The 24,316-nt window shown below is 66.5% G+C and carries 23 protein-coding genes; 15 read left to right on the top strand and 8 right to left on the bottom strand.

Annotated elements, in window-relative coordinates:
• Positions 1-67: 67 nt before the first annotated feature.
• Entirely contained in the window at positions 68-979 is a 912-nt protein-coding gene (locus AC1DDO_RS03295) for a helix-turn-helix transcriptional regulator (protein ID WP_476868472.1), read from the top strand.
• Here the strand turns inward: AC1DDO_RS03295 and AC1DDO_RS03290 are convergent, their stop codons facing one another.
• From AC1DDO_RS03290 to AC1DDO_RS03275, 4 genes are all read right to left on the bottom strand, one after another.
• Entirely contained in the window at positions 980-3,502 is a 2,523-nt protein-coding gene (locus AC1DDO_RS03290) for a PEP/pyruvate-binding domain-containing protein (protein WP_476868473.1), read from the bottom strand. It lies immediately after the preceding gene.
• A gap of 9 nt (positions 3,503-3,511) precedes the next feature.
• Positions 3,512-4,447, bottom strand: a complete 936-nt coding sequence (gene ppk2 / locus AC1DDO_RS03285) for a polyphosphate kinase 2 (protein ID WP_441408914.1) — start codon at positions 4,445-4,447, stop codon at positions 3,512-3,514.
• Positions 4,448-4,676: 229 nt separating this feature from the next.
• A complete protein-coding gene (locus AC1DDO_RS03280) occupies positions 4,677-5,444 on the bottom strand; it encodes an SDR family NAD(P)-dependent oxidoreductase (RefSeq protein WP_476868474.1) in 768 nt (255 codons plus the stop codon).
• An 11-nt stretch (positions 5,445-5,455) separates the two neighbouring features.
• Positions 5,456-6,043, bottom strand: a complete 588-nt coding sequence (locus tag AC1DDO_RS03275; protein ID WP_476868475.1) for a ferritin — start codon at positions 6,041-6,043, stop codon at positions 5,456-5,458.
• Positions 6,044-6,262: 219 nt separating this feature from the next.
• On the opposite strand from AC1DDO_RS03275, the gene AC1DDO_RS03270 reads away from it, so the two are divergent.
• Positions 6,263-7,000, top strand: a complete 738-nt coding sequence (locus AC1DDO_RS03270) for a VOC family protein (RefSeq protein ID WP_476868476.1) — start codon at positions 6,263-6,265, stop codon at positions 6,998-7,000.
• Positions 7,001-7,300: 300 nt separating this feature from the next.
• On the opposite strand, the gene AC1DDO_RS03265 is transcribed toward AC1DDO_RS03270, so the two are convergent.
• Positions 7,301-7,687, bottom strand: a complete 387-nt coding sequence (locus tag AC1DDO_RS03265) for an ArsR/SmtB family transcription factor (RefSeq protein WP_441408910.1) — start codon at positions 7,685-7,687, stop codon at positions 7,301-7,303.
• Between the two features lie 352 nt (positions 7,688-8,039).
• Here AC1DDO_RS03265 and AC1DDO_RS03260 point away from each other — a divergent pair, with 352 nt between their 5' ends.
• From AC1DDO_RS03260 to AC1DDO_RS03250, 3 genes are all read left to right on the top strand, one after another.
• Positions 8,040-8,501 carry a YegP family protein gene (locus AC1DDO_RS03260; protein WP_476971426.1) on the top strand — a complete coding sequence of 154 codons (462 nt, stop codon included), beginning with the start codon at positions 8,040-8,042 and terminating at the stop codon, positions 8,499-8,501.
• A 45-nt stretch (positions 8,502-8,546) separates the two neighbouring features.
• Positions 8,547-9,224, top strand: a complete 678-nt coding sequence (locus AC1DDO_RS03255) for a PAS and ANTAR domain-containing protein (RefSeq protein ID WP_476868477.1) — start codon at positions 8,547-8,549, stop codon at positions 9,222-9,224.
• A 206-nt stretch (positions 9,225-9,430) separates the two neighbouring features.
• The gene (locus tag AC1DDO_RS03250; RefSeq protein WP_441409072.1) at positions 9,431-10,000 is read left to right on the top strand and encodes a TetR/AcrR family transcriptional regulator; all 570 of its coding nucleotides are present in this window, start codon (positions 9,431-9,433) and stop codon (positions 9,998-10,000) included.
• 134 nt (positions 10,001-10,134) lie between these two features.
• On the opposite strand, the gene AC1DDO_RS03245 is transcribed toward AC1DDO_RS03250, so the two are convergent.
• The 3 genes from AC1DDO_RS03245 to AC1DDO_RS03235 are packed head-to-tail and all read right to left on the bottom strand — an operon-like array spanning position 10,135 to position 13,198.
• On the bottom strand, positions 10,135-11,328 hold the full coding sequence (locus AC1DDO_RS03245; protein WP_476868478.1) for an ABC transporter permease: 1,194 nt from the start codon (positions 11,326-11,328) through the stop codon (positions 10,135-10,137).
• The gene (locus AC1DDO_RS03240) at positions 11,325-12,038 is read right to left on the bottom strand and encodes an ABC transporter ATP-binding protein (protein WP_476868479.1); all 714 of its coding nucleotides are present in this window, start codon (positions 12,036-12,038) and stop codon (positions 11,325-11,327) included. Before AC1DDO_RS03240 ends, AC1DDO_RS03245 begins: the two co-directional genes overlap by 4 nt.
• On the bottom strand, positions 12,035-13,198 hold the full coding sequence (locus tag AC1DDO_RS03235; protein ID WP_476868480.1) for an efflux RND transporter periplasmic adaptor subunit: 1,164 nt from the start codon (positions 13,196-13,198) through the stop codon (positions 12,035-12,037). Before AC1DDO_RS03235 ends, AC1DDO_RS03240 begins: the two co-directional genes overlap by 4 nt.
• Before the next feature lie 181 nt (positions 13,199-13,379).
• On the opposite strand from AC1DDO_RS03235, the gene AC1DDO_RS03230 reads away from it, so the two are divergent.
• The 10 genes from AC1DDO_RS03230 to AC1DDO_RS03185 all read left to right on the top strand — a co-directional run bounded on the left by AC1DDO_RS03230 (position 13,380) and on the right by AC1DDO_RS03185 (position 24,244).
• Positions 13,380-13,532 (top strand): LPXTG cell wall anchor domain-containing protein, encoded by a 153-nt coding sequence (locus AC1DDO_RS03230; protein WP_441408904.1) that lies wholly within the window; start codon positions 13,380-13,382, stop codon positions 13,530-13,532.
• Between the two features lie 260 nt (positions 13,533-13,792).
• The gene (locus AC1DDO_RS03225) at positions 13,793-16,510 is read left to right on the top strand and encodes a winged helix-turn-helix domain-containing protein (RefSeq protein ID WP_476868481.1); all 2,718 of its coding nucleotides are present in this window, start codon (positions 13,793-13,795) and stop codon (positions 16,508-16,510) included.
• A 140-nt stretch (positions 16,511-16,650) separates the two neighbouring features.
• On the top strand, positions 16,651-17,340 hold the full coding sequence (locus tag AC1DDO_RS03220) for a hypothetical protein (protein WP_476868482.1): 690 nt from the start codon (positions 16,651-16,653) through the stop codon (positions 17,338-17,340).
• Entirely contained in the window at positions 17,337-17,594 is a 258-nt protein-coding gene (locus AC1DDO_RS03215; protein WP_476868483.1) for a hypothetical protein, read from the top strand. Before AC1DDO_RS03220 ends, AC1DDO_RS03215 begins: the two co-directional genes overlap by 4 nt.
• A gap of 389 nt (positions 17,595-17,983) precedes the next feature.
• Entirely contained in the window at positions 17,984-19,039 is a 1,056-nt protein-coding gene (locus tag AC1DDO_RS03210) for an ABC transporter substrate-binding protein (protein WP_476868484.1), read from the top strand.
• Positions 19,036-19,989, top strand: coding sequence for an ABC transporter ATP-binding protein (locus AC1DDO_RS03205; RefSeq protein WP_476868485.1), 954 nt, complete (start codon positions 19,036-19,038; stop codon positions 19,987-19,989). Before AC1DDO_RS03210 ends, AC1DDO_RS03205 begins: the two co-directional genes overlap by 4 nt.
• Positions 19,989-20,909, top strand: coding sequence for an ABC transporter permease (locus AC1DDO_RS03200; RefSeq protein ID WP_476868486.1), 921 nt, complete (start codon positions 19,989-19,991; stop codon positions 20,907-20,909). The genes AC1DDO_RS03205 and AC1DDO_RS03200 overlap by 1 nt, the downstream gene beginning before the upstream one ends.
• 58 nt (positions 20,910-20,967) lie before the next feature.
• Positions 20,968-21,915 carry a TauD/TfdA dioxygenase family protein gene (locus AC1DDO_RS03195; RefSeq protein ID WP_476868487.1) on the top strand — a complete coding sequence of 316 codons (948 nt, stop codon included), beginning with the start codon at positions 20,968-20,970 and terminating at the stop codon, positions 21,913-21,915.
• Positions 21,912-23,315, top strand: coding sequence for an LLM class flavin-dependent oxidoreductase (locus AC1DDO_RS03190; protein WP_476868488.1), 1,404 nt, complete (start codon positions 21,912-21,914; stop codon positions 23,313-23,315). Before AC1DDO_RS03195 ends, AC1DDO_RS03190 begins: the two co-directional genes overlap by 4 nt.
• Positions 23,316-23,701: 386 nt before the next feature.
• A complete protein-coding gene (locus tag AC1DDO_RS03185) occupies positions 23,702-24,244 on the top strand; it encodes a GNAT family N-acetyltransferase (protein ID WP_476868489.1) in 543 nt (180 codons plus the stop codon).
• The last annotated feature ends 72 nt before the right edge of the window (positions 24,245-24,316 follow it).

Raw genomic sequence — 24,316 nt, 5'->3', positions numbered from 1 at the left:
CAGTTCACAACTATGGGTGCCCTGCCAGGGAACCCCATGCGCCCCGAACACCTCCTAGTGTTGTCCTATGACCGCAGAGAACCGGGAAGAAGTTCGTGAGTTCCTCACGACGCGGCGGGCGAAGGTGCAGCCGCAGCAAGTGGGACTGGCCCCTGGCACGAACCGGAGGGTCCCCGGGCTCCGACGCACCGAGGCCGCGCTTCTGGCCGGCGTGAGTGTTGAGTACTATTCGCGGCTGGAGCGCGGGGACCTCGCCGGCGCCTCGGACGCGGTTCTTCATGCCATCGCGGATGCTCTCTTGCTGGACGACGCCGAACGCGACCACCTCTTCGACCTCGCCCGCGCGGCGAACACGTCGCCGGGGCACCGAAAGCGCCGTTCGCCTCGCAGCCCGACGGTCCGTTCCGGCCTTCAGCTGGCTCTCGACGCGATAACGGGCGGCCCAGCCCTGGTGCGCAACGGCCGGCTGGACATCATCGCCGCGAATATCCTCGGCCGGGCACTCCACGTCGACGCCTATTCCGCTGCAGAACGGCCCGTGAACCTGGCCCGGCACGCCTTCCTGGATCGTGGGAAGGCCGAACTGTTCTATCTGGACTGGGATGCCGCGGCCGATGCGATCGTCGCGATCCTTCGAACCGAGGCGGGCCGCGACCCCTACGACAAGGACCTCCAGGATCTCGTCGGCGAACTGTCCACCCGCAGTGAGGAGTTTCGGGCCAAGTGGGGCGATCACAATGTCCGCCGCCACGCCACCGGAATTAAGCGGTTCCACCATCCGATTGTCGGTGACCTCGAATTCCTCTTCGAAGGCACCGAGCTGATGGCCGACCCCGGCTGGACCCTCCTGATTTACACGGCTGAACCCGGCACACCCACCGCGGAGCGGGTACGTCTCCTGGCGAGTTGGGCTGCAACCCAGGAACGGGAAAGCGCGCCCGAAGCCCCGACCCGCAGCGCGCTGGGCAGCGCGTCCTAGCTACACGGCGGGAGGCTGCAGGGCGGGGATGACCAGCCCGGTGCCGCCGTCCACGGTGACGCGCTGGCCTGTTGTGAGGATGCCGGTGCCGTTGCGGGTGCCCATGACGGCGGGAATGCCATATTCGCGGGCCACGATGGCGGCGTGCGAGCCTATCCCTCCGGTGTCCACCACGACGGCGGCGGCCCGCTGGAACAGGGGTGTCCAAGACGGGTTGGTGTAGGGGCAGACGAGGACTTCGCCGCTGCGAAGGTTCCCGAATTCCGCCGGCTGCAAGATGACGCGCACCGCGCCGGTGGCCGTGCCCCTGCTGGCGCCCGATCCTTTCACGAGCGCATCCGTGTCCTGCGCCGCCTCCCCGAAAAGATCGCTCAGTTCCAGGAGCGGAACCGCTGCGAGGTCGCGGCGCTTGGCGGTGCGCGCGATCACGAGGCTGCGCCACCGGGCCCGTTCGGCTCCCGTGAGGCGGGCAGGGTCGGCCATGGCGCAGAGCTCTTCGAACCGGAGGTGGAAGACCTCGTCCGGCCGGTCGATGATCCCCGCAGCTTGCAACCGCTGGCCGAGGCTCAGGAGGGACCTGCGCAGCGGGGGAAGGAGCGCCGTGGCGTAAAAGTGCGTGTCCTCCCGGAACGCCATTCCTGCCTTGGCCTGCTCGACTGCGTTCAGCACCAGGCTCCGGAACCGAGGGTTCTTCATGGCCGGGTGGGCCAGGAGTATCCGGAGTGCGTTGCCGGTCTGGTCTGTTTTCGCGGGCGGGGCATCAATCAGGACTTTGACCAGTCCCAGGACAACCTCAGGTACCTCGGACCAGGTGGGTGAACTGCTCAGCACCACGCTGGCCGTCTCCCGGTGGCCATACGTGCGTAGGAAGTCGTCGAAACGGCCCGCGAAGTCCGTGTACCGTGGGTTGGCCAGGATGGCCGCCAGATCCGGGGCGCCGGGCTTTTCAAACAAGGCCCGCAGGCCGGGGTCGTCGCGCACCAGGCCGGCCAGGGTTTCCAATTCCTGGTTCGCGGCGCTGGTTTGGGTGGGTGCGCCGGCGTCCAGGGCGGGGGCCAGCCGTGATTGGCCGAGCAGAAGCAGCAGCGATCTCAGCCTGGCCTGGGAGATCAGCAGGCCGGGAAAATACGAGACGCGCAGGTCGGTGACCGGTGACAGCCCCGCGAAAATGCGGCGCACGTGCTGGAGGGTCTGGGGCCAGTCCAGTTGACCGGGGTCCTGCGTGTTCAGCCTGTCCACCTCTGCCAGATAGGCCGTGAGCCGGGCGTCGCTGGTCCAGTGCGACAGTTTGAAGCGCCGACTCCTGGCCAGGATCAGCACCGGCGCGCCCAGGATCTTGAACGTGGGGCGGGGTACGGGCGGCACCAGCCGGACCACCACGCCGTCCGCTTCGGGAAGGATCTGCGCGACGGCGGGAAAGCCAACGCCGATGCTGCCGGCCATCTGCCCGAGCATGTCGAACAGCCCGAGTCGAAGCCACCCGGAAACATCCAGCGGATAGGGCCGCTCGTTGAACATCTCGACATACGTGGGGCCGATTCTCTTCTGCAGGAAGTTCAGGTCCGCGGGCTCGGGCGGCAACGCCGTCATCGGTCGTGCCTGCAGCACAAACACCCTGCCGCCGGACACCGCCCATTCGATGTCCTGCGGGACGCCGAAAAGGTCCACGGCGCGGCCACAAAGTTCTGCCAGCCGGGCGAGCTGGTCCCTCGCCAGCGCAGGCTTGCTGGTCCCGTCCATGGCGGCACTGGCACTGGCGCCGGGAACGGGTCCGGCGCCGGTGAGTGCGTCAGCGCCCCCGGGCTGCCAGCTCAAGAGCCTGCCGCGTCGGTCCATCACGAAGTGTTCGGGGGTCACAGTGCCCGAGACGACAGCCTCACCCACACCCAGGCCGGCGTCCAGGAGGATCCGGTCCCGTCGCCCCGTGATCGGGTCCGCGCTGAACATCACTCCGGCGACGTTTGCGTCCACCATCCTCTGGACGACGACGGCGATCGCCAGGCCGTCCGCGGTTACGCCCTGCCGGGCCCGGTAGGAAATCGCCCGGTCGGTCCACAGCGACGCCCAGCAACTTTCGACCGCCCTGAGGAGCGCCTGTTCTCCGACGACGTTCAGGAAGGTGTCTTGCTGACCGGCGAAGGCGGCTCCAGGGAGGTCTTCGGCCGTGGCGCTCGAACGGACGGCCACCCTACCGGATCCCAGGCGCCGGTAGGCGGCAGTGATCGCGCCGCGTATGCCCGCCGGCATGAGCGCACCGCCGAAAGCTGCCCTGATCCGTTCTCCCTCCGCCCCTTCCCGCAACAGGCCGCTGAGGGTCTGGGCCAAGCCCGTCTCTTCGAGCATCAATCCATAGGCCGCCGTGGTGATGACGAACCCGGGAGGCACCGGAAAACCGGCCCGTATCAGGTCGCCCAGGTTCACCCCTTTCCCGCCGGCGACAGATCTGTCGCCGACGTCGGCCAGGCCGGCCACAGTGCCGTCCGGAGTCGCCACCCGGCCCGCTGCGGGGCGCTCGCCAATCATGGGGGCGCGCTAGTCGCCCGCGGCTTCACGGCCGCGACGCACTATGAGCCGGTCAGGGCTGTGGACCACTGATGTGTCCTTGTCCTCGTAGTCGAACTGGTTCAGGAAGTAGCGCATGGCATTGATCCGTCCGCGTTTCTTGTCGTTGAACTTGATGGTGATCCATGGTGCGTGGTCCGTGTCGGTTCGCACGAACGTCTCTTCCTTGGCCGCCGTGTACTCCTCCCACCGGTCCAACGAGGCCAGGTCTATGGGGGAGAGCTTCCAGCGCCGCACCGGGTCTATTTGCCGGATCGCAAAGCGGGTGCGCTGCTCATGGCGGGTCACCGAGAACCAAAACTTGGTCAGGTGGATCCCGGAGTCCACCAGCATCCTCTCGAAGAGCGGCGCCTGAACCATGAAAGTGTCGAACTCCTGCTCCGTGCAGAAGCCCATGACCCGCTCCACGTTCGCCCGGTTGTACCAGGAGCGGTCGAACATCACGATCTCCCCGGCCGATGGCAGGTGCTGGATGTAGCGCTGGAAGTACCACTGGCCAAGTTCACGGTCGGAAGGTTTACTCAGTGCCACCGCCCGGGCCGAGCGGGGATTCAGGTGCTCGGTGAAGCGTTTGATGGTGCCGCCCTTGCCGGCCGCATCCCGGCCTTCAAAGACGATCACGTGCCGCAACTCCTGGTCCTGGCCCCAGTACTGGAACTTGAGCAGCTCTACCTGGAGCCGGTATTTCTCCAGCTCGTACTCCTCGCGGGACATCCGTTCCTCGTAGGGGTAGTCCTCCCGCCACGTCTGCACGGCCGAACCGCCGGGGTGGATCAGTTCTGGATCCTCCCCTTGCCCGCCGCGCACCGTGTAGCCCATCTCCACCAGGTGGTCGATGGCCTCCCGCAGGTTTTCCCGGAGCCAGCCCTGATCCTCGGGTGTCCACGTCCTATCCGCCTGCGACATCCCAGGCCCCCCTCTCGCCTCGCTGAACCGGCACCTGAAACACATGGTGCCGACTGCGTTCGATACTCAGCTGAGACACAACCGAGTTCATCGAATGCGACCAGCGTAAGCCGCCGGGTGGAACTCAGGATAGAGACCAGCCGGGGGACTGGCCGCCGCACCGCCACACCCGCCGGGACCGGCTGGGGCGGCAACGCGGGAAGGGGGCCGAAATTCCATGGTCTTCGGCTCAGGCGAGCGTGATGCCCGTGAGCTCGGCAAGCTTGGCGGTGAGCCTGTCCTGGAAGCCCGAGTCGGTGACCTCGGGGGCGGGCTTCCGCTGCCGGCGGTGGTGCCAGTAGCCGCCGGAGACCAGCGCGGCGGGGTCCTCGCTGACCGCCAGCCAGCTCTGGGTGTCGTGGCCCATTGCAAGGTCATCGGGCGCGCCGGGGCCACCCATCTTGGTGGGAACCCAGCCGGGGTCGACGGAGTTGCTGAGCACGGAGGGCCAGCGGCGGGCCACTGCGGCGGAGAGCGCCGAGACGTAGAGCTTGCTCTCTGAGTAGGCGGCGCCGGCATTCCAGCGCCGTTCGATCCAGTCGATGTCCTGGAGACTGCTGCCGGCACCGTGGTGCATGCCGCTGCTGACGTAGATCAGGCGGCCGGGACGAGCCATCATCGCGGTGAGCAGGTAGGGTGCGAGCACGTTGACGGCCAGCGTGCGGGAGTGTCCCTCCGGGGTCGCCATCCGCCCGGCCGAAAGGTAGACACCGGCGTTATGGATGACGGCGTCCATCCGCCCGTGCGCGTTGACCTGTTCGGCGAGGTCCCGGGTTTCGGCGGCGCTGCTGAGGTCACCAATAACAACGCCGGCCGCTAGCGGGGCGAGTCCAGCGAGGGCGGCCGCGCGTTCCCTGGAGCGTCCGTGCAGCAGGACTTCATGGCCGTCGTGGATGAGCGCCCGGGCGGTGGCGAGGCCGAGTCCGTCGGTTGAGCCGGTAATGAAAATGCGTGCCATGGCGCCGGCGGTCAGAGTGCTCCGCCGGCGGCCTCCGGTGTTCCGGAGTCGTGGTTCCCTCCGGCTTGCCCGGTGTGATGGCCGCCGGATCCGTGGTGCCCGCCGATGCCGCCCTGGTCGCCGACGCGTTCACGGGCCAGGAAGTTTTCGACGTCGAAGAGGTTGTCTGCGCGGCGGGCAATGTTCAGCAGCGTGGTCATCGAGGCGACTTCTTCGACCTGCTCCTTGAGGAACCAGAGCATGAATTGTTCGCCCAGGGCGTCGTTTTCAGCCCTGGCGGCGGCAAAGATTGCCTTGATGTTCTCGGTGACTTCAAGTTCCTGCGCGAGGACAAGGGCGAGCGATTCCTCGACGTTCGCGAAGTCGTTCCGGACCTGATCGATGCCGGGGATCTCGATCTTCAGGCCGCGGTCGAGGATGTAGCGGACCATCATCATGGCGTGGTTGCGTTCTTCGAGCGATTGCCGGTAGAAATGCTTGGCCAGTTGCGGAAGGTCCTGCCCGTCAAACCATGCGGCCACGGCGACATATTGGTGGGAGGCGGCAAATTCGTTGCCGACTTGGCGGGTCAGCAGTTCGGTGAAACTGGCGGTTCCCATCGGGGATCTCCTCGCGTTGGTGGTGTGCAAAATCTGCGGACAGGCCGGGGCGGCCGCGATGTCCTTGGACTGGACTCCTTCGAGACTTCCTGATGCGTGCGAGCCGGTCAATACCTTCCAGACCGCGCGGTGCTGCAGGTTCTCGGCGGACAGCTTCCCACTCTTCGCTAGGGAGTGTCCGCCTATGCCGGGAAATGCCGGGGTATAGGGTCAGGCGGTATGGCGCTGCGACTTGTTCAGGTGAATTTCAAGGCTCGGGATGACTCCGCGCTCGGCCGGTTTTGGGCGGAGGCGCTCGGCTGGGGTATTTCCAGCGAGGGACCCGGTGTGACCAATGTCGAACCCGTGGGCTCCGTCCACCCGGACCCCGCTGCCTTCTGCGTCGATGTCGTCACCGTCCCGGACCCCGAGACGGTGAAGTACCGCACGCGCCTCGATCTCAACACAACTTCTGCGGCCCACCAGGAAGAGCTGGTGGAGCACCTGTTGAAGCTTGGTGCGACGCCCGCCGACGTGGGCCAGGGTGACGTGCCGTGGACGGTCCTGGCCGACCCGGAGGGCAACCTGTTCCGCGTGCTGGAGCCTCGAGCGATCTACCGGGACACCGGGCCGATCGCCGCGGTGGTAGTCAGCTGTGCGGATCCGCGGGCCATGGCCCGGTTCTGGGGCGAGGCGACGGACTGGACCCTGCACGAGGTGACTGACGATCATGCGAGGCTGCGTTCGGCCAACGGCGTCGGGCCATATCTGGAGTTTCTTCGCACGCCCGCCGTGCGGTCGGTGTGGGGCCGTGTCCATCTCGACCTGAGGCCGTACCCAGGGGACGATCAAGCAGCAGAGGTGGCCCGGCTGCGGGCTTTGGGCGCCACTATCGCCGACGTCGGCCAGGGCGATGTGCCGTGGGTGTGCCTCGCTGACTCGGAGGGAAACGAGTTCTGCGTCCTGACCCCGGGCTGACGTATGGCCCCGGCCCGTTGCGTGGGCGGCATCGGCCCCGCGCCGTACGCTGTCGCTAGGCGGATTCGAGAACCTTCTTGAGGTTGACCAGCTGGGCGACCTCGGCGTTCACTGTCCGGACGATCATCGGGCCCACGGTCATCGGGCCCACGAGCTTCATGAGCCCCTTGGGCTGCATATCCAGGGTGAACAGAACGCTCGTTCCCCCCCGCGCTTCACCGAGATGGTAGGCGCCGGCCGGTCGGGCCGGGCCGGCGACGACCTGGAAGGCAAGCTGCCTTCCGGGGGGTGTGCCGGGACCTAGCGGATTGCCTCTTCGCGCGCGTCTTCCCGCGCTACGTCCTGGGCCCCGCCCAGGGGGCTCAGGGTCAAACCGGAGGTGTGGAGGAGAGTGCCGAGCAGGGATCGGGCAGCCGCCAGCAGGACATTCACCTCAGGGCTGGCCAGTTCGTAGAACAGCCGCCCTTCGCGCCGGGAGGGGACAATCAGTCGCTGGCGGCGGAGCAGGCTCAAATGCTGGGAGAGGTTGGAGGGCTCCAGGCCCGTGCCGTCGCGCAGCCTGCTCACGGCAACCGGCCCGTCAGCGAGCATTTCCAGCAGTTGGATTCGAGCAGGGTGGCCCAGGGACTTGAAGAGTTCGGCCTTCACATCGGTGAGGGCCATACCTGCGGGAATATCATCCGGCATCGGGGCTTCCCTCCTTCACATTCACATTTTCTGAGCCGCGCGTCTGCGCAGAACCCGTCGCAATAAATCTTGCATTTGCGAGACAGAAAAGTCTGTCTCGCAACGGTCACTATTGGCCCGCTCGCACGTACATCCTAGCGCCCGGACACCGCCATGTCGCCGCCGTGTCGCGCCTCCGGTAGACAAAGTGTTACCTCTTGCGCAGGTCAGGACCATAGTTCAGACTTTCATGAATTCATCAATTAGATCCGGCCCCCTTTGTGTGGCTGGTGTCGTACGGGTGGATGCAGGCTGTTCCCGGTGACAACGGCGTCGCCGGGAACAATCGGGTCTCAGCTTTCTGGAGGGTTCTATGACCGGCATGTTCGAACTGTTCACCGATTCCGACACTTCCTACCGATTCCGACTGACCGCCCCGGACGGGACCATCATGGCCCTCTCCAGGTCCTTCCCAGACAAGCGATCAGCTGTGGCTGGGATCGCCGCCGTGCGGGAGTACGCCGGCATGGGGCACGTGACAGAAATTGCGAAACCGCAGAGCGACGACGTCGACCGGTCCGCGGAAGGCAAGCTTTCACAGGCGGCCGTTGTGCACCGCAGCACCAATGAGGCACGCGCCGTTGAGGCGCACGCGCCAGGGAGGTCGGTTCGTGATGGCGCGCCCGGGTCTCCTGGCCGGCCGCCACGCATTCGAATCCCATCCGCCGCACGATTCCTGGGCGGAAGGGCCGTCGTCCGGAACCAGCAGTTGATTGCGCGGTGGCGGCAGGCTCTGGACTCGCGGACCGGTGAGGTCGGGCTGAGCTCGTGCTGACCGGCGTCGTGATCCGCGATACCCGGCTGGGCAGGTAGCGCGTCCATGGCCGAACTGAAGGCACTGCAGGCCTACTCCAGCGCACTGGTCGGCGAAGATTGCCCCGCTGGGACCTTTCACTACGAAGTGGATTCCGGGGAGCTCGAGTGGTCTGAACAGATCTACCAGATCCACGGCTACCGCCGCGGTGAGGTTGTGCCGACTTTGGGCCTGGTGGTGTCCCACACGCATCCCGACGACCGCAAGCCGTGCAGGGAGATCTTTGAGGACGTGTGCCGTCGGGGAGGATTCTTTGCCAACTACCATCGCCTCTTCGACGCACGTCGGCGGGAGCGCCGCGTCCTCGCCGCGGGGGAAGGTGTTGCCGACCGCGAGGGGAAAATACTTTACGTTGAGGGCTTCGTGCTGGATCTCACCAGGACGATCCAGCTGGAAACGGACCGGTCTGCCCGCGATGCCATTGCCGGTGCCATTGGCACTCGGGGCCTGATTGAACAGGCCAAGGGCATCCTGATGGGTATTCTGCACATCGGTTCCGACGCCGCCTTCGAACGGCTCTCCGCCTACAGCCAGCACCACAACATCAAGCTTGCCCATGCTGCCTCGGCAATAGTCAGGCTGGCAAACAACACGCAGGAAAGTGCCACGCTCCGCAGCCTGGTCCACGCACTGGACAGCCGTTTCTCGGCACGCCATGATGCGGACCGCGTCCTTCATCCGTAGGTGGACCCGGTGCCCCCGGGCAGGACTAGGCGGCGGCCAGCGCACTGGCCAATGCGCGCGGCCGGCACGGCGCCGGGACCGCAGACAGTCATATAGGAATGGAATGCACTGAGGCAGACCGGTCTGTCCGCCCCTCCGCGGTGTAAAATCCTTTTATCATGACTGTCAACGATGCTGCGGGTCCTACGTTATTGCCCGCTACAGCCATGGTCGGCCGCGATGAGCCGGTGGACCGTATTCTTGCCACTGCCTACGAGCTATTTTCCAGTCGGGGCATCCGTGGAGTCGGAGTCAACGAGCTGATCAACAGCTCGGGGGTCTCGAAGGCCACCTTCTACCGGCATTTTCCGTCGAAGGACGCCCTGGTGCTGGCCTTCCTGGAGCTACGCGACCAGGTGTGGACCGTGGACCTCATTGTCGGGGAGGCCCGGAAGCGGGGCACCACCCCCGAGGAGCAGCTGCTCGCGGTATTTGACGTTTTCGGCGACTGGTTCCAGCGTGATGACTTCGAGGCCTGCTCGTTCATCAACGTCCTTCTTGAGATGGGCGCCGGCCACCCCCTGGGGAAGGCGAGCATCGACTACCTCAGCCGCATCAGGGGTCACATCCAGGCCCTGGCCGAGGAGGCCGGACTGGACCGTCCCGAGGAATTTTCGCGCTCCTGGCACATTCTGATGAAAGGTTCCATCATCTCGGCCACCGAGGGGGACCTGTTGGCTTCCAAGCGGGCCCAGCAGATGGCGCGCTGGCTCATCGAACACCACCGGAACCTCTAACCGCAAACCCGGAACCGGGCGACTGACCCGTGACTGACTCCGCCCGCTAGCCCTGCTAACGGGCGTGTCCGCCGCCGCCGCGGGGCAGCGGCGGACACGCCATAGTCACAGGGGACTGGATTCAACCATTGCGGCTAGAACCGGATGGCATCGATGACTTTCACCCGGACCGCCACGACGGCGGGAATCGCCCCGGCCAGCGCACCGACAAGAACGGCCGACGCCAGGCCGAGGAGTGCCGCGTCCAGCGGGAACGGCGGATACTCAGTCAGGCCCGGTGCGATCTTGGATTCGAGCCAGGGGTTCTTCACCACCGCGACGGCAAGCATTACGCCGGCCACCCCGGCCACGGCCGTTGCCACGACCGATTCCATCATGACGCCCAGGAAGATGCGCCGGGACGTGGCTCCGAAGCTTCGCCGAATCCCGATTTCGCGCACCCGATATCGCACGGTGACCATCGAGATGTTCAGCATTCCCACCGCCCCAAGCAGCAGAACGAGCCCGGCCACCCCGCCTACGGCAAGCTGGGCCGGTGCAAACGGATCTCCGTAGCTGGCGTAGTCCATGCGGTCCACCTGGGCTTGCATGCCGGGGAATCGCTGCTGAAGGTCCGCCGTGATGGCTGCCTTGAGCTGATCGGCCTGCTCGTCCTGGACCCAAATCTTGAACTGCCCGGGTCCTGACTGGCCGTCGGTGGTGATCCCTGCCCGTCCTGCAGCGCCCGTGAGGATGTAGGCCGAGGGCGGTGACTCCGGATATTGGTCCGGTACCACCCCAATGATCACTGCCGAGGCCCTCTGTGCTCCGGCCATCGTGATCTTGGGGCTGGTGACCAGGTTCGGCCGTCCGGCGGCGTTGTAAAAACCTTCGGAGACCACAAGCGCAGGTGCCAACCGCTCGTCGTCGTTCGCAGCGAACCAGCCTCCCTGGCTGACGTCAACCCGGTGAATGACGCCGTAGCCGGGATCGATCACTTGCAGCTGCACGGGCTGGACGCCGTGGGGGAACTGAAAGGACTGCTGCGTCTGGGTCAAATGCGTGAAGTACGTAATGCCGTACCGCTCCAGAATGCCGCGGTAGGCCTCCTCCAGCTGTTGGGGATCGGGTTCGTTCGGGCCGTAGACCCCGACGCCGAGCGTCGCCGAACGGCCGCCGTTTCGTTCCGAACTGGCCTTGAAACCCTCCCGCGCCAGGTCGCCGACGCCGACCACCGAGGTGAGGGCCGCGACCGAAAGTGCAACGCCCACCAGGGCCAGAAGAATGCGCGTCTTATTGATCCGTAATTCCTGCCAGGCCTCCACGAGGGCCGACACCACCCCGGTCATGCAGGCACCCCTGCCGGAATCTCCGCGGCGGCGAGGACGCCCGCATCAAGCCGGTAGCACGCCCGGGCGAGGGCCGCGACATTGACGTCGTGCGTGATGGTGATCAGCGCGGCTCCCGATTCGGTTGCCACCGTATCCAGCAGCGCCATGACGGCCTGCCCGGTGTCGACGTCGAGCGCCCCGGTGGGCTCGTCCGCCAGGATGAGCCGGGGCCGGCGAACCAGGGCACGCGCGATCGCCACTCTTTGCTGTTCCCCGCCGGAGAGCATGTTCGGCAGTGTATCCGCGCGCTGGGCCAGGCCCACGCGATCCAGCATGTCCATGGCCAATTCCCTCCGCCGCCAGAACTGTGCGCCCTTGGCGTACAACAGGGGAGTGATGACATTCTCCAGCGCGCTCCGGCCAGGCAGGAGATTGAACTGCTGGAACACGAAGCCCACCGAGGAGCCGCGCAGTGCAGCCCGCGCGTTGCCGCTTAGCTGCCGCACCGGGGTTCCCTGGAAGCGGAGTTCCCCGCTGGTGGGCAGGTCCAGCAGCCCGAGTAGGTTCAGCAGTGTGGATTTCCCACACCCGGAACGCCCAATCACCGCCGTGTGGTCTCCGGCATGGACGGCAAGGTCCACGCCCCGGAGGATGTGCAGTTCTTGATCGTCGGGAAGCCGGACAGTCCGGGTCACGCCTTCTAGGGACACCAGTTCTTCCATGGTCATCCGCCCGCCGGGATGGAACCGGGTCCGGCGTACTGCTCGCCGGCCTGTCGTGCGGGGGCGCCCGGAATGAACTCCAGCACAGCTTCGCCTTCGGCCAGGCCGGAGACTATCTCCACCATGGAACCGTCGTTGAGGCCCAGTTGCACCTTGCGTTCCTGCGGCTCGCCGGCCGGCTCTCCGGCCGGGGTTCCGGTTGAGGAATCCGGTGCAGCTCCCGCGGGAGCGAGCCACACGGATCCTTCCTTCACGCTGCCGCGAACGGAGGTGAGCGGCACCGTGACGACGTCGGCGGCCTGGCCTGCGGTCACTGTCATTGCCGCGCCCAGGCCTGCGAATACCTCCACGCCGGACGGAACGGCACAGCTGACGGTTCCGGTCGGCGCGCCGCCCTGTTCAGGGCCGCTGCCCCCGCCCGGGACGGCGACGGCGTACGGCACCGTGCGGCTGACCCCGCCCGACACGCCGCCCACGTTCCCTGATACGCCGCCGCTGGCAGCTTCCTTCAACGCCACCGCGGGGCAGGAGAACGGGGCAGGGCCCCCGACGACGGCGATCTCCGCCGAGCCGGGCTTGGCCAGCAGACGGTACTGCTGGGCCGCGTCGATGGATCCGCTGACCGTAAAAGTCCCCGGGTTGACGGTCCCCGCAGCTTCGCCGACTCCAACCTGCTGGTTGAGCAGAACTGTGAGGCTTTCCAACCGACCCGTCGCCGGGGCGAGGACATCGGCATATGTATAGACAGGACCGGTGCGCGTCACCGGCTGCCGGGCTTGTGACGGCGCCTGGTCAGCCGCCGTTGCAAGCCCGGCGGTGTCCTGTGTTGTTGATTCGGTGACCACTTCGGTACGGACCTGGTAAATACGGTCACCGGATGTGACCGGTTGGCCCTCCGCAAGAAAAAAGTGCGTCACGACTCCGGCGGTTGTGTTGCGGATTCCCACCGGAGCATCGCTTTGCACGGTTGCCTTGACCTGCACGGCATTTGTCACTGTGGCCCGGGTGGCCTGAACCACTGGGATGGCCACCTCCGCGGAGGGGCCGGCAAGGACCTCTCCCGGCTTCATGCCATCGATAAATGCGATCTTGACCAGTGCCACTGCTATGACGGTGAACACGGCCAGCCATGCCACGGGCATGACGACGCGCCTCAAAATTCTCATCTCTGCCCCATTCGGTAACTCCCCACAGAACCTCTCTGCGAGAGATGCATTTCACAGCCTATAGGGGAGCCTTCTTCGGCTGGGGATGCCGCGCATTCGGCCCGTCGCTGGGCTCGCTGTCGGACGCCGGCAGCGAGCGCCGATGCAATTGTTGGGTGCGGGCATGCCCTAAGCTGTCGATATGGGACTAATAATCACATTGCTTATCATTTGGCTTGTTCTTTCGATCCTCGGCTTCGCAGTCAAGGGCCTGCTCTGGCTGGCAATCATCGGCCTTGTGCTGCTGGTGGCTACGGCTGTTTGGGGCTGGGTGAAACGGAAGGCCCGGGCCTGACGTCCAGTTAGATCTTCGGCGGCGGCCGGTCCTTCACAGGGCCGGCCGCCGTTTTCGCATCCCGGGGCCCTTGAGTCCTCATCCAGGGCCGTGCCCGGTCTACTGGCTCACGCGGGCATGCAGAAGGCAGGCATGCAGAACGCAGGCATGCAGAACCCGGGCCGGCAGCCTGACCACCAGAGTCTCCGTGCGCTAGCCTTAGCTGTTGCACACTTCGGGCACGGTTGTGCACTTTGGAACGGGGTCCCATGGCACGTCCGATGATTGCAACAAAGCTCTACGTCCCGCAGCTGCGGCGTCCTTTCGTGGCACGCCCGCGGCTCAGCGAACTCCTTCGCCGCGGGGCCGAGTCGAGGCTGACGCTGTTGTCCGCGCCGGCCGGATTCGGCAAGACCACGCTCCTGGCCGAATGGCTGGCCGCGACGTCCGCCGAAGACCGTTGTGTCGCATGGCTTTCGCTCGACCCGGCGGACAACGACCCCGCGTCCTTCTGGACCGGCGTCGTGACCGCCCTCCAATCAGCGCTACCCGGCGTCGGGTCTGCTGCGCTGGAACTCAGCTCTTCGTCTCCGGTGCCCACCGATCTCGTCCTCATCACGGTACTGAACGAGCTCGCGGCAGTTCCGGGCGTTCTCTGGCTGGTGCTCGATGACTATCACTTCATCGACAATCGCGAGGTCGGCGACGCGATGGCCTTCCTTCTGGATCACCTTCCGCCCCGCGTGCACGTGGTCATCAGCACCCGAGCCGACCCCGGCCTGCCCCTGCCCCGTTGGCGGGCCCGCGGCGAACTGGTCGAGATCCGAGAGGCGGAGCTGCGCTTTACGTCCGGGGAGGCGGCGGCGTACCTCAACGGGGTGGCGGCGCTGGACCTGGGTGTGGAGGAGGTGGCCGTTTTGGGACGGCGGACGGAGGGCTGGATCGCCGCGCTTCAGCTCGCCGCGGTCTCCATCCAAGGGCGCGACGACGCCGCCGGCTTCATTGCCCGGTTCGCCGGGAACGACCGGTACATCGTCGACTACCTTGTCGAGGAGGTGCTGCGGCATCAATCCGAGCAGGTCCGCGATTTCCTGCTGCAATCGGCGGTGCTCGACCGGTTCACGGGGCCGCTGTGTGACGCCCTCACCGGCCGCGACGACGGGAGCAGCATGCTCCTGGCACTGGAGCGCGCCAACCTTTTCATTGTCCCGCTCGATGACCGGCGGGAGTGGTACCGCTATCACCACCTCTTCGCCGACGTGCTGCGGGCCAACCTGCTCGGCGAGCGGCCCGAACAGCTGCCTCTGCTGCATCAGCGCGCCAGCCGCTGGTTCGAGCAGCACGACCTGCCGGAGGATGCGGTCCGGCACGCCCTGGCGGGCCGGGACTTCGACCGTGCGGCGCACCTCATGGAGCTTGCCGTACCGGTGATCCGTAGGAACCGTCAGGAAGCCATGCTGGTCGGCTGGCTGAAGGAGCTCCCCGACGGCGCTGTCCGGCGGAGCCCGGTGCTGAGCGTGTTCTACGGTTTCATGCTCATGGTCTCCGGCGACCTCCACGGCGTGGAGCCAAGACTCGACGACGCGGAGCGCGCACTGGCAGAGGTACCGGACGGGGCGGTTCCGCCGTGGGCAGACACCGAGGAGCTCCAGACGCTGCCCGCGACCATCGCCGTCTACCGTGCCTCGCTGGCCCAGGCACGGGGCGATGCGGCAGGCGTGGAGGAAAACGCCCGGCACGCCCTTGCCCTGGCACGTCCCGGGGATCACCTGGCGAGGGGCGCCGCAGCCGGGTTTCTGGGCCTCGCCGCCTGGGCGAAAGGCGACATCCCGGAAGCACTGCAGACCTTCACGCAGGCTGTGGCCAGCCTGCAGGCATCCGGCAACCTGGTGGACGAACTCAGCAGCACGGTGGTGCTCGCCGACATGTGGCTGGCCGCGGGCCGACCCGGCACGGCGCGCCGGCTTTACGGGGATGCCCTGCGGGTGGCCGGATCCCATGGCGAGCCCGTTGCCCGGGCCACTGCTGAGCTGCATGTGGGGCTGAGCGAGATCGATTGCCTACGCGGCGAGCTCGGCCACGCCAGGCAACACCTTGACGCCGCGGACGCGTTCTTCGACCGGGGCGTGATGACGGAGAGCCGCTACCGCTGGTTCGTGGCCAGGGGACTTCTTGCCCACGCCGAGGGAAGCCCGGAGCAGGCCATCGGGTTCCTCGATCAGGCGGAGCCGCTGTACCGGCGCGGATTCTTCCCCGAGGTCCGTCCCATCGCCGCGATGAAGGCCCGGGTCTGGATCACGCAGGGCAAGCTGGCCGACGCCGCCGAATGGGCACGGGAACGTGACATTGCCGTCACGGACGCCGCCAGCTATCTGCACGAGTTCGACCACCTCACGCTGGTGCGCCTGCTCATCGCGCAGCACAGATTGCACCCCGACGCCGGCGCCGCTGAGGGTGTGGATCGCTTGCTGGATCGGCTGGGCGACGCCGCACGGTCCTCCGGACGCGACGGAAGTCTGGTGGAAATCCGGATGCTGCAGGCACTGTCCCGGCACGCCCAAGGACGCCGTCCGCAGGCCCGTGCCGCGCTTGGCCGGGCCTTTGCCGAAGCGCCCGAGGCAGATGGGTACGTGCGGCTCTTCCTGGACGAAGGCGAGCCCATGCTTGAGCTGCTGCGCGACGCCGCAGACCATGACGGGACCCACCCAGGCGCCGGAGGGGACCAAGCCCGCCGCTTGCTCAGCCTCGTCCCTGCTGCTGCCGCGCCGCCGGCCGACGGACCGGAACACCGGCCGCCGTTCCCGCCTGAGGCTCTCAGCAGGCGGGAACGGCAGGTGCTCAGGCTCCTCGGCAGCGACCTGACCGGCCCGCAAATCGCCGACGAACTGTTCATCTCGCACAACACCCTGCGCACCCACACCAAGCACATCTTCACCAAGCTGGAGGTCACCAACCGCCAGGCGGCAGTGCGGCGGGCCCGCGAGCGCGGCCTGATGTAGCCGGCCTGATCCAGGCGGCGCGGTCGCAGAAATCACCCTGCCGGTCACATCATCGGGTGACGCCCGGTCACCCCGTCCGTTCCTAGATTTGAGTTATCCCGCGGCGCCCGCCACGGATACTCAGAACCAGGGAGCCGGACATGTCCATCACCACCACCAAACTCACCCGAGCGGCCGGCCTCTGCGCCGTGGCCGGGGGACTGCTGTTCATCGGCATCCAGATCAACCACCCCCACGTGGACGCCGGCTTGGTCACCACGACCGAATGGGAAGTCCGGCAAACCCTGAAGGTGTTCATGGCGGTCCTGTCGCTGATCGGCATCACCGGCATGTACCTGCGCCAGGTGAAGCAGATCGGAGTGCTGGGCCTCCTCGGGTACCTCGTGTTTGGTGCCGGCTACCTGATCATGATGAGCATCGAAGTCGTTGGCGCGGTGGTCCTCCCCGCCCTGGTCCACAGTGCACCGGGCTACGTCAGCGACGTCCTCGCCGTCGCCACCGGCGGGCACGCTGCGGGCGACATTGGCCTGATGCTGCCCCTGAGCGCGGTCGGCGGGATCACCTACCTGGCCGGTGGGCTGATCTTTGGCATCGCACTCTTCCGCGCCAACGTCCTCGCCCGCTGGGCGGCCGCGGTCCTTGCCGGCGGCACCCTCGCCACCATCCTGATCCCGCTGCTGCCGCAGATCAACGAACGGTTCTTCGCCGTGCCCACAGGGGTCGCGCTGATCGGCCTGGGCTACTCGCTGTGGCGCGAACAGCGCGCTGCCGCCGGCCGTCCCCAGCCGGAGGCCACACCCGCGCCGCTCGACCCGGCCGACGCCAAATGAGTACGCACCCTGCATCCGGGACGGGAACCACGGGCTACCGGATCGTGGTCGACGGGCACCTCGAGGACCACTGGTCCGCCTGGTTCGGGGACCTCGCGGTGACCCGGCACAGGGACGGCACAACAAGCCTCAGCGGCTTAGTCCCTGACCAGGCCGCGCTGCATGGGCTGCTGGGGAAAGTCCGGGACCTCGGCCTGACCCTGATTTCCGTCGAAGCAATGGACCCCTCCGGGACCTCAGCCCGGGGGCAGTGACCCGCCGTCGGCCTTCTTTGCAGCGCTGAGGGACGCAACATTCGGCTACTTCTGAGGAATTCTTTCGCTCAGGGGCACGACGGCGGCGCGGCAGCGGCGCCGTCACCCGCCGTCGTCGGGCGTCACCATCACGTCACACCGCCGACCCGACGGGCCGCAGAAGTCGCCCGGGACGGCCGCAGATGACCGCGTGAGTCCACCCCGTTACGGACTGCTTCCTGATGCGTCGGCGTGGGTGACGGCGGGCGTCCGTGGCCACTTTCGTCGCCGGGTTACGCGCGGTTTCGTTGGGTTTCGGGGGGACTGCCGGCTTGGATTCATCTCTGCTCTAGTGGTGGGCACAAGCCGGCTGGACCGGTCCGCATCATCGAATCCAGGAAGAATCCGCTATGAAAAACCGACTCTTACCCGCAGGACTTTCCTCCGCCCTGGCCGTGGCTGCCACCGTGGCAGTCTCGCTGGTGGTCTCCGGTTGCGGCGGCCCTGCGAGCGCGCAGCCTGCGGCAGGAAGTGCCCCCGGCACGCCGGAAGTGACCGAACTCCGCTACGAGGGTTCGGCCAACAATGTCACGTTGCCGGAACTGGCCCAGGACCTCGGCTACCTGGGCGATGTGAAGCTGAACTGGGTGGGCAACACCATCAGTGGTCCGGCGAGCATCCAGTCAGCGGCGACCGGGGCCACCGACTTCGGCGGCGCGTTCTCGGGCGCCGTGGTGAAACTCATCGAAGCCGGGGCCCCCGTCACCGCGGTGATCAATTACTACGGCGAAGACGACAAAACGTTCAACGGCTTCTACGTCACCCAGGACAGCCCGATCCGGTCGCCGCGAGATCTGATCGGCAAAAAAATCGCCGTCAACACCTTGGGTGCCCACTCGGACGCCGTGATCAACAGTTACCTGAAGAAGAACGGACTCTCGCAGGAAGAGATCAAGCAGGTACAACTCGTCGTCGTACCACCGAACGACACCGAGGAGGCCATCCGCCGCGGACAGGTCGACGTCGGGGCGCTCGGCGGAGTGCTGCAGGATAACGCTGTCGCCAAGGGCGGCCTGCGGTCCCTGTTCAACGACTTCGAACTCTTTGGCACCTTCGCCGGCGGCCAGCTCGTTCTCCGCAAGGACTTCATCGAGAAGAACCCGGAGACTACGAAAATCTTCACCACCGGCGTTGCCAAGGCCATCGAATGGGAACGCACTACTCCCCGCGAAGAGGTGATCGCGCGGTTTACGAGCATCATCAACAAGCGCCAGCGCTCCGAGAGCACCGCAACCCTGAAGTACTGGAAGAGCGTCGGTGTCCCGTCCAAGGGCGTCATCAGCGACGAGGACTTCACCCGCTGGTCAGCCTGGCTGAATGACACCGGCATCGTCACCGGCGACATCACACCCTCCAAGTACTACACGAACGACTTCAACGGCCTGCTGAAGGGGGCGGCATCATGACCCGCGGCACGGAAACGACGCCGAACCTACCAGTACCGTACATTCCGACGCCGAAGATCAGCCTCCGGAACGTCGGGAAACAGTTCACCGTCCGGCCCGGCAAAGAAAACCCCGAAGGCTCCACCCTGACGGCGCTGGAGGGCATCACACTTGACGTCGCCGCGGGCGAGTTCATCACCCTGGTGGGTCCGAGCGGCTCCGGCAAGACCACCCTCCTGGACCTCCTCGCCGGGCTCACCCGGCCTGACACCGGCCAGGTGCTCGTGGACGGCCAGGAGGTGAGTGGACCCGGCCGCGACCGCGCCGTGGTCTTCCAGCAGTACGCGCTGTTCCCATGGCGCACCGCGGCGGCCAACGTCGCCTTCGGCCTGGAAGGACCCGGCAGCGACGGGCGCCGCCTGGGCCGCAAGGAACGTACCGAGAAGGCCCGCCACTTCCTGGAACTTGTGGGCCTGTCCGGTTTCGAGGACCGGTATCCGCATGAGCTCTCGGGCGGCATGAAGCAGCGCGTCGCCATCGCCCGGAGCCTGGCCTACGAGCCGGACATCCTGCTCATGGACGAACCGTTCGCGGCGCTGGACGCCCAGACCCGGGAACAGCTCCAGGAGGAACTCCTGCGCATTTGGCGGTCCACGGGCAAGACCATCATCTTCATCACCCACGGCATCGACGAGGCCGTGTACCTGGGCCAGCGGGTGGCCGTACTCAGCTCCCGGCCCGGCCGGCTCAAACAGATCGTCGATATTGACCTGGGGGAGCGGACCGGCGGCGGGGACGTCCGCTCCGACGCTGTCTTCGTCGAGCACCGCCACAAGGTCTGGTCCCTGCTGCACGACGAGGTCCGCAAAGCCCAGGAAGCCGGACACGCCAAGATACGCCCCGACGGCTCGGCACCCGACGAGGCACCCCAACTCGGCGGAGGCCAACTTAGCAAGGGAAGGGCAGCCTGATGACCGCACCTACACTGACCAAAGACGTCGCCGCCCTGGCCGCACCAGGACCCGCACCGGGATCTTCACCCGCGGCCGATGCCGGGCGGACCGCGGCGCGAGCGGCAACCCGACAACTGCCCTCCCTGGTTCGGTCCGGTGCCCGCAGGGCCGGACGCGGGATTTGGGCTTCCGGCGCCATCTTGCTGTTCCTCCTGCTCTGGGAACTGGGGCCCACCTACCTTGCCTCGCCCTCCACCAGGGTGTTCCTCCCGCCGCTGCACGAGGTCCTGCGCGCCCTGGGCTCCCTCATCGCCAAGGGCCAGCTGCAGGACCACCTGGCGGCAAGCCTCACCCGCTCCGCCAGCGGGTTCGGCATCGCCGTCGTCTCCGCCGTCGTCCTGGGCCTGCTGGTCGCCTGGTACCGGGCACTGGACCGGTTCCTGAACCCGCTGCTGGAAGTCTTCCGGAACACGGCAGCACTGGCCCTGCTCCCGGTCTTCACGCTCCTGCTGGGGATCGGCGAGACGTCCAAGATCAGCATCGTGGCCTATGCCGCGTTTTTCCCCGTGCTGTTGAACACCATCGCCGGTGTCCGGACGGTTGACCCGCTCCTGATCCGTGCCGCACGCTCCTTGGGGCTCTCGAACTTCCGGCTGTTCCAGAAGGTCATCCTGCCCTCGGCGGTACCGACCATTTTCACGGGAATCCGGATGGCCGGAACATCCTCGATCCTGGTGCTCATCGCTGCGGAGATGGTCGGGGCCAAGGCGGGCCTGGGGTACCTGATCGTCAATTCCCAGATGAGCTTCCTGATCCCGGACATGTACGCCGGGATCCTGACCGTCTCGGTGCTCGGCCTGCTGGTCAACTACCTGCTGGTCGCCGTCGAACGGCACTTCTCCCGGTGGCGGACCGCCGTCGGATCCCAAGCGAACTAGCCGAGTCGAACCAACCCGGCCAACCTCACCACCCCCACACTTCAAGGAGACCACCACCATGTCGACAGCTACCGAAACCCGCCTCGAATTCCGGAAACTCAGCGCGCGCATCGGCGCCGAGATCCGCGGCCTGGACCTCAGCGGCGACCTCAGCGACGCCACGATCGCCCAGATCCGCGCGGCCCTGAACACGCACAAGGCCCTGGTCTTCCGGGACGCCAACATCCACGACGACGAAGACCAGGTGCGCTTCGCCAGCCGCTTCGGCCCGCTCACGAAGGCGCACCCAACCGTGGCGTCCGTCGACGGCAAACCGTCGGTCCTGCCGGTGGACAGCGAAAACGGCAGCGCGAACAACTGGCACACCGACGTCACGTTTGTGGTCAACCCGCCGCAGGCCTCCACCCTGCGCAGCATCACGCTGCCGTCCTACGGCGGGGAGACCCTGATCGCCTCCTCGGCAGGTGCCTACCAGGACCTGCCGGAGGAACTGCGGAACTTCGCCGACACCTTGTGGGCCGTCCACACCAACGACTACGACTACTCCGTGCCGAAGAACCTTGAGCACGCCAACGCCGATGAGCGGCGGAAGGAATTCACCCGGATCCACTTCGAAACCGCCCACCCAGTGGTCAGGATCCATCCGCTCACCGGGGAACGGGGACTCTTCATCGGCGGCTTTGCCCAAAGGCTGCGCATCGTGGGACTGTCCAACACCGAATCCAAGGACATCCTGCGGCTGCTCCAGGCCTACGTCACGCGCCCGGAGAACGTGGTTCGCGTTAACTGGGAACCGAACCAGCTGGTGCTCTTCGACAACCGCATCACCCAGCATTACGCCCCCGACAACTACGACGGCCAACCCCGCCAGCTGAACCGGGTCACGGTCGCCGGCGACGTTCCCGTGGGGATCGATGGCCGCAGCAGCAGCTCCATCCAGGGCGACTCCTCCACCTATTCCGAAACGGTTGTCCTTCCCGCAGACGTCTCCGGAGCCCCGCTGTGAGCGGCGAACGGCAGCTGCACCTGAACGCTTTCCTCATGAGCACCGGCCACCACGAAGCCTCGTGGCGGCTGCCGGAAAGCGACAGCTTCGCCGGGACCGACGTCGCGCACTTCCAGCGGCTGGCACGGACGGCGGAACGGGGCACGTTCGACTCGATCTTCTTCGCGGACTCACCAGTGCTGCACGGCGACGTCGGCCAACGCCCCTACGGCAGTCTCGAGCCGACCGTGCTGCTGGCAGCCATCGCCGCCGTCACTGACCGCATCGGGCTCATCGCGACGGCCTCCACCACCTACAACGACCCCTACAACCTGGCCCGGCGGTTTGCCTCCGTGGATCACATCAGCGGCGGCCGTACCGGCTGGAACGTCGTCACCACCGCCGGCGACGCTGCGGCGAGGAATTTCTCGCTGCAGGACCAGCCTGCCCACGCCCGGAGGTACGAGCGCGCCGCGGAATTCCTCGACGTCGCCCGCAAGCTCTGGGACAGCTGGGAGGACGGGGCAGCCGTCGGGGACAAGGAAGCCGGGATCTGGGGAGACAGCACCCGCGTCCACCAGGTCAACCACTCTGGCACGTATTTCAGTGTCCAGGGACCCCTGGATGTGCCGCGCTCGGCCCAGGGGCACCCGGTCATTGTGCAGGCCGGATCCTCGGAGGACGGCAAGGACTTCGCCGCCCGCTACGCCGAAGCGGTATTCACCGCCCAGCAGACCTTGCCCGACGCGCAGCGTTTCTACGCCGACCTGAAGCAACGGACCGCCGCGGCAGGCCGGGACCCGGAAACCATCAAGATGCTTCCGGGCATCGTTCCGGTCATCGGGTCCACCGAGGCCGAGGCCCGGCGCCTGGAACAGCAACTCGACGAGCTCATCCACCCCGACCACGCCAGACGGCAACTCGCCGGGGTCCTGAAGGTCTCGCCGGAGTCGCTGGCCCTGGACGCCGAACTGCCGGAGGACCTGCCGTCCGAGGACGAGATTGAGGGCGCCAAGAGCCGATACACCCTGATCGTGGACCTCGCCCGGCGGGAACGCCTGACCGTGCGCCAGCTCATCGGCCGCCTCGGCGGTGGCCGCGGACACCGCACCTTCTCCGGGACCCCCGAGCAGGTGGCCGACGCCATCCAGGAATGGTTCCTGGCCGGGGCAGCGGACGGCTTCAACATCATGCCGCCCGTGCTCCCGTCCGGCCTGGACGCGTTCGTGGACCACGTCATCCCGATCCTGCGGGACCGCGGACTCTTCCGGCGCGAATACACCGGACGGACCCTCCGCGAACACTATGGGCTCCCGCGGCCGGCCAACACCTTCGTTGCGGCCGGACTGTCCAGCCTTGAGGGCAGTCCTGGTGGAAACCTCGGTGCACCGCGAGGCGGCCTGCTGGTCTCGGAACGCTGATTCGAGCGGGTTCGGAGTCCGGCTCAGGACCCGACGCGCGTGACTGGAAGCCCCGGGCGGCAACAGCTGTCCGGGGCTTCGTCACGTCGCGCCACGGGCGACGATGGCCGCAGTGGTCGCCGCCGGCCCCGCACAAACTGCCATAATCAGTCGGTCATGGGACGCGGAAGATGGCCGCTCCTTGCAGAGTGCAGTCACTGGGATGGGGAGATTGTTATGGCGCAACGGGACCAACCAGCTATCGGCGGGGACGATCCCCTGATGCGGACTGTTACCGGTTCGTTCTATCTGGCAGTTGATCCCACCTCTGACCTCTTCGACTGGAAGTGTCCGGGCGCTCCCAGTGTCCTTGAAGTTCCCTCACCGTAAAGGATCCTTGTCGAGCGATGATTGAATCGCGCCAACTTAGTGAAAGCGTCAACATGCGCGTACTGCGCGAGAGTGATGCGGCAGCCCTTGCCGCGGCATATGTACGCAACCGCGCGTACCTTTCCCCCTGGGAGCCGGTACGACCCGAGGAGTACTACACCGAGACTTGGCAGGCTGCCGACATTGCCAGCCGCCTGGTTGCGCATGAAGCAGGGGAGGGGTATCCGCTCGGCTTGTTTGCTGGCAATACACTCGTCGGTCGATTTAACGTGGCTGGAATCGTGCGCGGCCCGCTCCAGAGTGCGGGGCTGGGTTATTGGGTGGACAGCACGTATGCAGGCCGCGGCCTGGCGTCCGCCGCGGTCCAGATGCTAGTCGAAATGGCACGTGACGAACTCGGACTGCACCGCATCGAGGCGAGCACTCTGCTGCACAATGTTGGTTCGCAGCGGGTGCTCCTAAAGGCCGGGTTCCAGCAGATTGGTATGGCGCCGCGATACCTTCAGATTGCGGGCAAATGGCAAGACCACTACCTCTACCAGGTAGTCCTCCACGACTAAAGTGTCTAACTCATATCCGAGGGCAATGCGGTCCGGCGGGCTCCCGCTCAATTGGTGATTTGTGTGCCGGAT

It is taken from the genome of Arthrobacter sp. 10N43, assembly GCF_056394525.1.
This window is presented reverse-complemented; position numbering and strand designations above follow the sequence as displayed.